The sequence below is a fragment of the Kangiella sp. genome, from assembly GCF_014762745.1.
Lineage (GTDB): Bacteria > Pseudomonadota > Gammaproteobacteria > Enterobacterales > Kangiellaceae > Kangiella.
In genome coordinates, this window is the sequence record NZ_JABURJ010000010.1 from 1 (window position 1) to 8,219 (window position 8,219).

The window sequence follows — 8,219 nt, forward strand, 5'->3', positions numbered from 1 at the left end:
CCCTTGCTGTTGTATAATTTCGCACCATTTTTGGGCCAATCCGGTCAAATCGACCCCAAACCCAAGAATTCATGCCTGTCTTTGGTCGCGAAGCCAGGTTTATACTAACCCTCAACTTGTGGAGTAACACAATGAGCGAATTTACTTTTAACGCTGAATTGCGTAGCGATATGGGGAAAGGTGCGAGCCGCCGCCTACGTCGTGAAGCAGATCAAATCCCTGCTATCGTGTACGGTGGTAAGGAAGAACCTAAATCTATTTCTTTAAATCACAACCAGATCATCAATATGCTTGATGAAGAAGCTGTTTATTCTTCAATCATCAAATTGGATATAGACGGTACTGTTGAAGAAGTCGTGATCAAGGACATTCAGCGTCACCCTTTCAAACCAAAAGTTCTGCACATGGATCTTAAGCGTATCGTTCGTGGCGAAATCATGAACGCGACGGTTCCATTGCACTTCATCAACGAGAAATCAGCTCCTGGCGTTAAAGCTGGCGGTATCGTTTCTCACCAGGTCACTAGCGTAGAAGTAGCGTGTCGTCCACGTAACCTACCTGAGTACATCGAAGTTGACTTGGGCGCGTTGGAAATCGGCGAAACTATTCACATGTCTGACCTTAAATTGCCAGAAGGTGTTGAACTAACAGCACTTCAAGGCGAAGAGCATGACTTGTCAGTAGCTAACATCGTTCGTCCAAGTGGCCCATCGGAAGATGAAGAAGCTGAAGCAGAAGCGGAAGCGGCTGATGAAGCAGCAGCAGAAGTTCCAGCATCTGCACAGAAAGGTGATGACGAAGGCGAAGACAAAGAATAATTCTTTGACTGCTTAGCGAAATCGGCCTTTTCTGGCTATGATAAGACCTCGAAATCCTTTTTAAGGGCAACCATTTCGGGGTCTTTTCTTTAAAGCCCTTTTTTAAATTTAACTTTTCTTAACTTTGGGGAAATTGCGCAGTGTCCAGCATCAAGTTAATTGTCGGTCTGGCTAACCCAGGCACACAATACGAAGGCACCCGCCACAATGCCGGAGCCTGGTATGTGGAGGAACTCGCGCGCGCCTATTCGATTCCACTCAAAGTTGAAAGCAAGTTCCACGGTTTGTTCGGCAAAGGATTCATCGATGGCCATGAGGTCATGCTGCTAATCCCAACCACCTTTATGAACCTTAGCGGCAAAGCCATTCAGGCCGTCGCCAACTTCTATAAAGTCGAACCGGAACAGATTTTAGTCGCCCACGATGAGCTGGATATCGATCCCGGCACATTAAAACTGAAAAAAGGCGGTGGCCACGGCGGCCACAATGGTCTGCGCGACACCATCAGCAGCCTTGGAAACAATAAAGAATTCATGCGCTTACGAGTCGGCATTGGCCATCCGGGCCATAAAAGCCAGGTCACAGGCTATGTGCTCAGTAAGCCCAGTCCGGAAGACCGCAACGCCATCATCCTCGCGATTGATGAAGCGGTACGCGAAACCGGCACCCTTTTGAATGGCGACTGGGATAAAGCCGTGCATCGTCTGCACAGCGTCACCCCGCCCGCCAGTTAACACGCAACACAACTCAAAGAGATTGACGTCATGGCATTAAATTGCGGTATTGTAGGACTTCCTAACGTTGGTAAATCAACACTTTTCAACGCATTGACCGATGCGGGTATTGACGCAGCTAACTACCCATTCTGCACCATCGAACCCAACACCGGCGTGGTACCGATTCCTGATCCGCGCCTTGATGCCCTGGCCAAAATCGTTAATCCACAGCGCGTATTGCCCGCGACCATGGAATTCGTCGATATCGCCGGTTTAGTTGCTGGCGCCTCAAAAGGCGAAGGCCTCGGTAACAAATTCCTTGCCAACATCCGCGAAACGCACGCGATTGCCCATGTGGTTCGTTGCTTCGCCAATGACGACGTTGTCCACGTTGCCGGTAAAGTTGACCCTATCGCCGATATCGAAACCATCAACACCGAGTTAGCGCTGGCTGACCTCGAAGCGGTTGAAAAACGTATTCTGAAAACCGCCAAAATCGCCAAGAGCGGCGACAAAGAGGCCAAAGCAGAGTTGGCCGTATTGGAAAAAGCCAAAGCCTGCCTCGACGAAGGCAACGCCCTGCGCAGTCTGGACTTGGACAAAGATGAGCAAAAGATCATGCGTAAATTCCAGCTCATCACCAACAAACCCACCATGTATATCGCCAACGTCAGCGAAGACGGTTTTGAAAACAACCCATTGCTCGACCAGGTGCGCGAATTCGCCGCCGGCGAAAACTCAGAAGTAGTGCCAATCTGCGCCGCTATCGAAGCTGAAATCGCCGCATTGGACGACGAAGACAAAGCAGACTTCCTCGCCGACCTAGGACAGGACGAGCCAGGCCTCAACCGCGTTATCCGCGCCGGTTACAGCCTACTCAACCTACAGACCTACTTCACCGCAGGCGTTAAAGAAGTTCGCGCATGGCAGGTTAAAATCGGCGCCACAGCACCACAAGCCGCCGCCGTCATCCACACCGACTTCGAAAAAGGCTTCATCCGCGCCGAAGTCATCGCCTACGACGACTTCATCGCAGGAAACGGCGAAGCAGGCGCAAAAGAAGCCGGTAAATGGCGACTAGAAGGCAAAGACTACATCGTCCAAGACGGCGACGTCATGCACTTCCGATTCAACGTCTAAGCCTATTTTCGTCATTGCGAGGAACGAAGTGACGCGGCAATCTCAGGGCAGCGCCTGCCCTTGTACGGACAACCAACCTGAATAGCTTGGTAGGGGCAGTGCCAATGTGCCCGCCCTTGAAGAAAGTGCACACCCCAAAAGCATGTCATCTGACCCACAAGGATGTGGGGAATGCAGTGGCAATTCTGGGAGAATTGCCTGCCTGAACTGTGACCAAAGGGAATACCTTTAGGTAATTCAGGCGACCAAAGTAAGTGCCCATCTCAAAAGCATGTCATCCTGAACTTGATTCAGGATCTGCTCTTTCTCTTGGTAAACATTAGTATGACCAAAGGAAGCCTTTTAAGGGCGAATACCATTAGTGCGAACCCAGGCCAGAATTTTCGCGATACTTTTTAAAGACAAAGGCTTGACAACAAGCCCCCAAATCACGAAAATACGCGCCACTGAATTATGGCTATGTAGCTCAGCTGGTTAGAGCACAGCATTCATAATGCTGGGGTCGGTGGTTCAAGTCCACCCATAGCTACCATTTCAATAAATCAAGACGTCTTAGGGCGTCTTTTTTTATGCCTGAAAGACAAGCAATATCAATAGCTTAGGCTCTTTTAAGGCTTTAGAGCGTCCTTTTTTGTGTTGCCGAATCCCGCTTTTTTGGTAGTATGAATGGTAGTAGCGAAGCATTACAGATTTTGCGCTACTACCAAAACAGCACAATTAGGGATACTTTTACTATGGCAATACCCGTCCTACCCCTGACCGCTACACAGGTACAAAAAGCCAAGCCGAAAGACAAGGTTTATGACCTTAATGACGGCAAAGGATTGATGCTCAGAATAACCCCCTCAGGCGCTAAGACCTGGTTTCTTAATTACCGTAAACCCTTCACACAAAAGCGCACCATGATCAGCATTGGTAGCTTTCCTGAAACCAGCCTTAAACAAGCCAGAAAGAAACGTGATGAATATCGAAGCCTGGTAGCGCAAGACATAGACCCCAAAGAGTACAAAGACGAATTAGAGAAAGCCCAGCAGGAAGCCTATACCAATACTTTTAGGGTGGTGATGGATAAATGGTTGGATAGTAAAGGCAACAAAGTAACCCCCAGCTATACCGCAAAAATCAGGCGAATCCTTGAGCTGTATATTCTGCCCTCGCTTGGTGATAAGCCCGTACACCTTTTAAAAGCCACTGACTTCATTAGCGCACTAAGGCCAGTAGAAGATCTAAACAAGCTGGAAACCTTAAAGCGCGCCATTCAATACCTGAACGGGGTTATGAATTACGCGGTCAATTATGGCCTGATTGTGAGTAATCCCGCACAAGCCATAGGCGAAGTTTTCAAGAAGCCAGTACGGGAACACATGGCAACACTAAAGCCGGAAGAACTACCCGACTTAATGAGCGCCCTAAACCGCGCCAATATCAAACATCAAACCCGATGCCTTGTTGAATGGCAGTTACACACTATGACCCGACCTAATGAAGCGGTAGGCGCTAAGTGGTCAGAAATCGACTTTGAACAAAAGCTGTGGGTTGTTCCTGCTGAACGTATGAAAGGACGCAAGGAGAAAAAGCGAGAGCATATAGTTCCACTCACAAAGCAAACCCTAGCCCTACTCGACTTCATGCGCCCCATTAGCGGACATAGAGATTTTATTTTTCCAAATGATAAAGACCCTAGAAAGCCAATGAGTAGCCAGACAGTAAACATGGCACTAAAAAGAATGGGCTTTCAAGGTCGCTTGGTATCGCATGGTTTACGCGCCCTCGCCAGCACCACCCTAAATGAGCAAGGCTTTAATGGTGACGTGATAGAAGCCTGTTTAGCTCACATAGATAAAAACGAAGTGCGAAAGGCATACAATCGCACTCAATACCTGGAACAAAGGGTAAAAGTTATGGCTTGGTGGTCTGAGCATATCGAGCAAGCATCTATTGGCAACTTGAGTCTGACAGGTGCTAAAGGCTTAACGGTGGTGAAATAGGAGTAATCAAACATGACAAAAAATGACGCAATAGAAACAGGCAAAGGGTGGGCGAAGCTATACGGAGCAAAGCTAGAAGGTATCCACCCCCTGACTGATTTTTTACCCAAAGGGGAACGGCTGGAAGGTGATGGCTTACATATCATCTATGACAACAACAATGAGCAGAAAAGAACCGCTTTTGAACTTGAGTTAGTTCTTGCTGATAAGGCATTACCAAGCGCCTATAGCATCAAAGCCAGCGAAGCTATCAAAAGCCCCTTGCTCATAAGCAAACTTAACCAAGCTGACCAGGCAAGGATTAAACAGGTAGCCAAGTGGTGCGAAGCGAACCAGAAGAGCATCAAGCCAACAAAGCTATTTAGAACACTTGATGAAGCAAGCCAACACGCCAGGACAACAGGCGCAAAGCTGATAAGAAAATATGGCAATCAATGGGGTGCTGTATCGAGCCAGAGAGCATAAGCACCACCCCAAAAGATTTAACCAGTCTAGGGTAGCTCCCGAAAGCCTAAAGCCTTATAGGTTGGCTGGTTAATTACCCACAAGGCCAGACACTAAAAGGCGGTGTTATGAGTAAACTTGAAAAACAAAAAACAGGGGGCTGGGTTAATAGCACTCTATCCCCTGGAGCTGTAAAGCTAATTCAAAATTTTTCAGACAGCCCTAGACTGATTGAGAGTATAGGTACTCTTTTAGGTAGATATAAATTAGTTAAAGAATTTCATACAACAAACCCGCCCGATCACAAAACCGCAAAACACATCAAACGAATAGTTAATGGCCTTATAGAATTACAAGATGATCTAGACCGTTTACCAGAATCTTTCAAAGTGTTTTTTATCGAACTACTTACCGACAAAAAAGGATATGAATTAAACGAAGCCTTTGGAGAGTTAAGGCAGTTCAAACAAAAACTATCAGAGTACCAAGTTTATTTTGCTCATATCCGCAATAAGAAATATATAGGCCAAAGCATTGTAGGGGAAAAGCCTAAATACCATGAAAGAGAGTTGCTATCTGATGTAGCAGAGATAATAGAAAAAGCCAATCCAGGTTATGGCCTGATGAACTCAGCCGAATTAGCATCAAAGATATTAAATGCTTGTGGAGTCCACAATATCCCGCACGATAAAGCAAAAGCCCGCGAAAGAATAAGGAGCTATAGAAAACAGTACCCAAAGATTGCCCCTCAAAACTGAACAATCTCAGGTCTACCCGACAAAACGAAATCCTTTAATACTTAATACCGTACTTTCTCAACACACTTTAAGAGGGTTTATAAATGAGTACGATATTAAGACTTAATGAAGTCATAGTGAAAACTAAACTTTCCCGCTCGACTATCTACCGCTTTGTTAATGAGGGAACTTTCCCTAAACCCATCTCGCTTGGTGCGCGCGCTGTAGGCTGGAGTGAACAGCAGATAAACGAATGGATTGAGCAAAAAATTCAAGAAGCGAATCAAGGAGGGTAAGCCAATGAGTATAAAGAAAAGGGGCGCACCCGCTACAGATAGCACCCCAAATCCAAAACAGCCTAATCATATTAAGCCGAAACCAGCCACCAAGCAAGAAACCTGCTTACTGGCTTTACTCAATGCTGGCACTAATGGTTTAAACACACTGGAAGCCAACGGACTTTATGGTGAAACCGCCCTACACTCCATGATCAGTATGTTTAGAAATCATCATAAATTGATTATTGGTGGTGAAAGGGAAACTGTGACTTGTAGAGTAGGAACGCCCACGCAGTTTGTTAGATACAGGCTCAGTGATGAAGCCAGCATAAAAACGGCAAAAAAGCTGATCGACACCTGGCGCAAACAGCGAAACGCTACCCCGCTATTTAGTAAGGCTTAGGGCTTGCTGTGGGTAACAGAGCACAAAAAGTAAAGGGGCGCTTTGTTGGTTATCCCTGGCATATAGCACATTCGCCAGAAATCGACATACTAGACCCCATTGAAATTAAGCTATTGTTTCAGCTATTCAGACAATACAACGGCAAGAATAATGGTGATTTATCTTGTACTTGGTCTGATATGAAAAGGCGTGGCTGGCACTCCCCTACCACCTTGAATAAAGCTAGACGCGGGTTAATAGAAAAAGGCTGGATTGAGGAAACCAGAAAAGGTTATACGGGTAGGTGTTCACTGTACGCGGTAACATGGCTGGCTATTGATGAATGTAGCGGTAAGCTAGATTGCCAGCCTACCCGCACCCCCTCAATGTTATTCAAGAAAAAATAGAAACCCCAATACAGAATCTGTATAGCAATGGCTAAACTTAATACAGAATATGTATAGAAAGCCCGCCTATCTATACAGAAACTGTACTAACTTAATACAGAAACTGTACTAAATTGGGGCTTTTATCTATACAGAAACTGTATTCCTTTATATTAACCATACACTCAATAAAGCATTAGCCCTTTAGTTGATTAAACAAACAATAACAGGGGGGCGTTTACTGACTTTTCACACCTTTTCCCTAGAGCGCGCCACAAATCGTTTTTTTGCGCGGGCATTTCAGAAAATAGCTTTTGAATGGGTAGGGGGTGGTGCGAAACCTTGAGCCATTCAGAACGGACACCGCGCCCCAAGTGTTATTTTTTTATCCGCAAAATTTGAAAATGACGTTTTAAGCCTTTGTAGCTGGTAGGGGGTGCTGATGCTGAACACCACCAAAAAGCCACACACAATCAAAACCACGCGAAGCCGCGCACCCTCATAACCAATAAACCAGGAAGAACCTAAAAGCATTTAACCAGACAAAGACACCACCCCGGAAACTTTTTTTATGGTGACTGCAAGCGGGGGAAAATGGTAGTACGCATGGTAGTAGCTAAGGTTTATTGAACCAGAGAATCCTTGTTTAACAATCAGTTAGAACATTAGATCAAGTCCACCCATATACCATATAAAAGAAAGGCTTACAGAGAAATCTGTAAGCCTTTTTTGTTGGCTGGGATTTTGTAAGTCCACGGTAAGTCCAAGATGAGGATTTAATTTACTCTGACACCATTAATTTCAAACGAAGGAGATATTAAGATCAAAGCTCCTTTACAATTTCTGAGCAATAATCTTCACCTAGAAGTACTTGCAACTCTCTGAACCAACGGCTTATCCCACTATTTGTGCTCGCTCTGCATTTTTCCATTAACTTACAAATATAAGATTTTGACAATAACTTTTCCAAACTTAAAATATAATCTCTATCATTTCTCAAAGGAAAGTGAGTGATGAAAGAAAGAAGATAATTGTCGTTCTCTATAAGTAACCCATACAGATATTTGTTTAACTGTTCTGTACCTGAAACACAGTCCAAGTACCTAAATAATAGCTGCATTGGATCGTTAAACTCACCAGAAAAAACGCTAACATGTGGTTCTATAAATTCCCGGTTAAACCAGTTAACGAAACTATCTTTTAGATCCTTTCTGTCTTTTTCTTCTAATTTAATCTTATGACGGCTGCTATCTTCATAACAAGTATAAAAAATTAGGGGCTGATCCAGATAACTAGCCCATTTCGTCTTTAACCCATTGTTTTAATTGAT

8 protein-coding genes and 1 tRNA gene are annotated in these 8,219 nt (G+C 45.1%); all 9 read left to right on the forward strand.

Annotated elements, in window-relative coordinates:
• Positions 1–131 precede the first annotated feature (131 nt).
• The 9 genes from HUJ19_RS00155 to HUJ19_RS00195 all read left to right on the forward strand — a co-directional run bounded on the left by HUJ19_RS00155 (position 132) and on the right by HUJ19_RS00195 (position 6,524).
• Positions 132–818, forward strand: coding sequence for a 50S ribosomal protein L25/general stress protein Ctc (locus HUJ19_RS00155; RefSeq protein WP_290621552.1), 687 nt, complete (start codon positions 132–134; stop codon positions 816–818).
• Between the two features lie 140 nt (positions 819–958).
• Positions 959–1,552 carry an aminoacyl-tRNA hydrolase gene (gene pth, locus HUJ19_RS00160; protein ID WP_290621553.1) on the forward strand — a complete coding sequence of 198 codons (594 nt, stop codon included), beginning with the start codon at positions 959–961 and terminating at the stop codon, positions 1,550–1,552.
• A gap of 30 nt (positions 1,553–1,582) precedes the next feature.
• Complete coding sequence (ychF, locus tag HUJ19_RS00165; protein ID WP_290621554.1) at positions 1,583–2,674, forward strand: redox-regulated ATPase YchF; 1,092 nt, start codon at positions 1,583–1,585, stop codon at positions 2,672–2,674.
• 455 nt (positions 2,675–3,129) lie between these two features.
• Positions 3,130–3,206, forward strand: a tRNA-Met gene (locus tag HUJ19_RS00170).
• Between the two features lie 202 nt (positions 3,207–3,408).
• Positions 3,409–4,662 (forward strand): integrase domain-containing protein, encoded by a 1,254-nt coding sequence (locus HUJ19_RS00175; protein WP_290621555.1) that lies wholly within the window; start codon positions 3,409–3,411, stop codon positions 4,660–4,662.
• A 12-nt stretch (positions 4,663–4,674) separates the two neighbouring features.
• Positions 4,675–5,127, forward strand: a complete 453-nt coding sequence (locus tag HUJ19_RS00180; RefSeq protein WP_290621556.1) for a hypothetical protein — start codon at positions 4,675–4,677, stop codon at positions 5,125–5,127.
• 107 nt (positions 5,128–5,234) lie between these two features.
• The gene (locus HUJ19_RS00185; RefSeq protein ID WP_290621557.1) at positions 5,235–5,864 is read left to right on the forward strand and encodes a hypothetical protein; all 630 of its coding nucleotides are present in this window, start codon (positions 5,235–5,237) and stop codon (positions 5,862–5,864) included.
• Positions 5,865–5,947: 83 nt separating this feature from the next.
• Positions 5,948–6,139: an AlpA family transcriptional regulator gene (locus tag HUJ19_RS00190; protein WP_290621558.1), complete on the forward strand. Its 192-nt coding sequence runs from the start codon at positions 5,948–5,950 to the stop codon at positions 6,137–6,139.
• 4 nt (positions 6,140–6,143) lie between these two features.
• On the forward strand, positions 6,144–6,524 hold the full coding sequence (locus HUJ19_RS00195) for a hypothetical protein (protein ID WP_290621559.1): 381 nt from the start codon (positions 6,144–6,146) through the stop codon (positions 6,522–6,524).
• Positions 6,525–8,219: the final 1,695 nt, after the last annotated feature.

Excerpts from the sequence above, each read along its gene's own strand:
- HUJ19_RS00175 (WP_290621555.1), top strand. The coding sequence starts at position 3,409 with ATGGCAATACCCGTCCTACCCCTGACCGCTACACAGGTACAAAAAGCC.
- HUJ19_RS00180 (WP_290621556.1), top strand. The coding sequence starts at position 4,675 with ATGACAAAAAATGACGCAATAGAAACAGGCAAAGGGTGGGCGAAGCTA.
- HUJ19_RS00190 (WP_290621558.1), top strand. The coding sequence starts at position 5,948 with ATGAGTACGATATTAAGACTTAATGAAGTCATAGTGAAAACTAAACTT.
- ychF (WP_290621554.1), top strand. The coding sequence starts at position 1,583 with ATGGCATTAAATTGCGGTATTGTAGGACTTCCTAACGTTGGTAAATCA.
- HUJ19_RS00195 (WP_290621559.1), top strand. The coding sequence starts at position 6,144 with ATGAGTATAAAGAAAAGGGGCGCACCCGCTACAGATAGCACCCCAAAT.
- HUJ19_RS00155 (WP_290621552.1), top strand. The coding sequence starts at position 132 with ATGAGCGAATTTACTTTTAACGCTGAATTGCGTAGCGATATGGGGAAA.
- HUJ19_RS00185 (WP_290621557.1), top strand. The coding sequence starts at position 5,235 with ATGAGTAAACTTGAAAAACAAAAAACAGGGGGCTGGGTTAATAGCACT.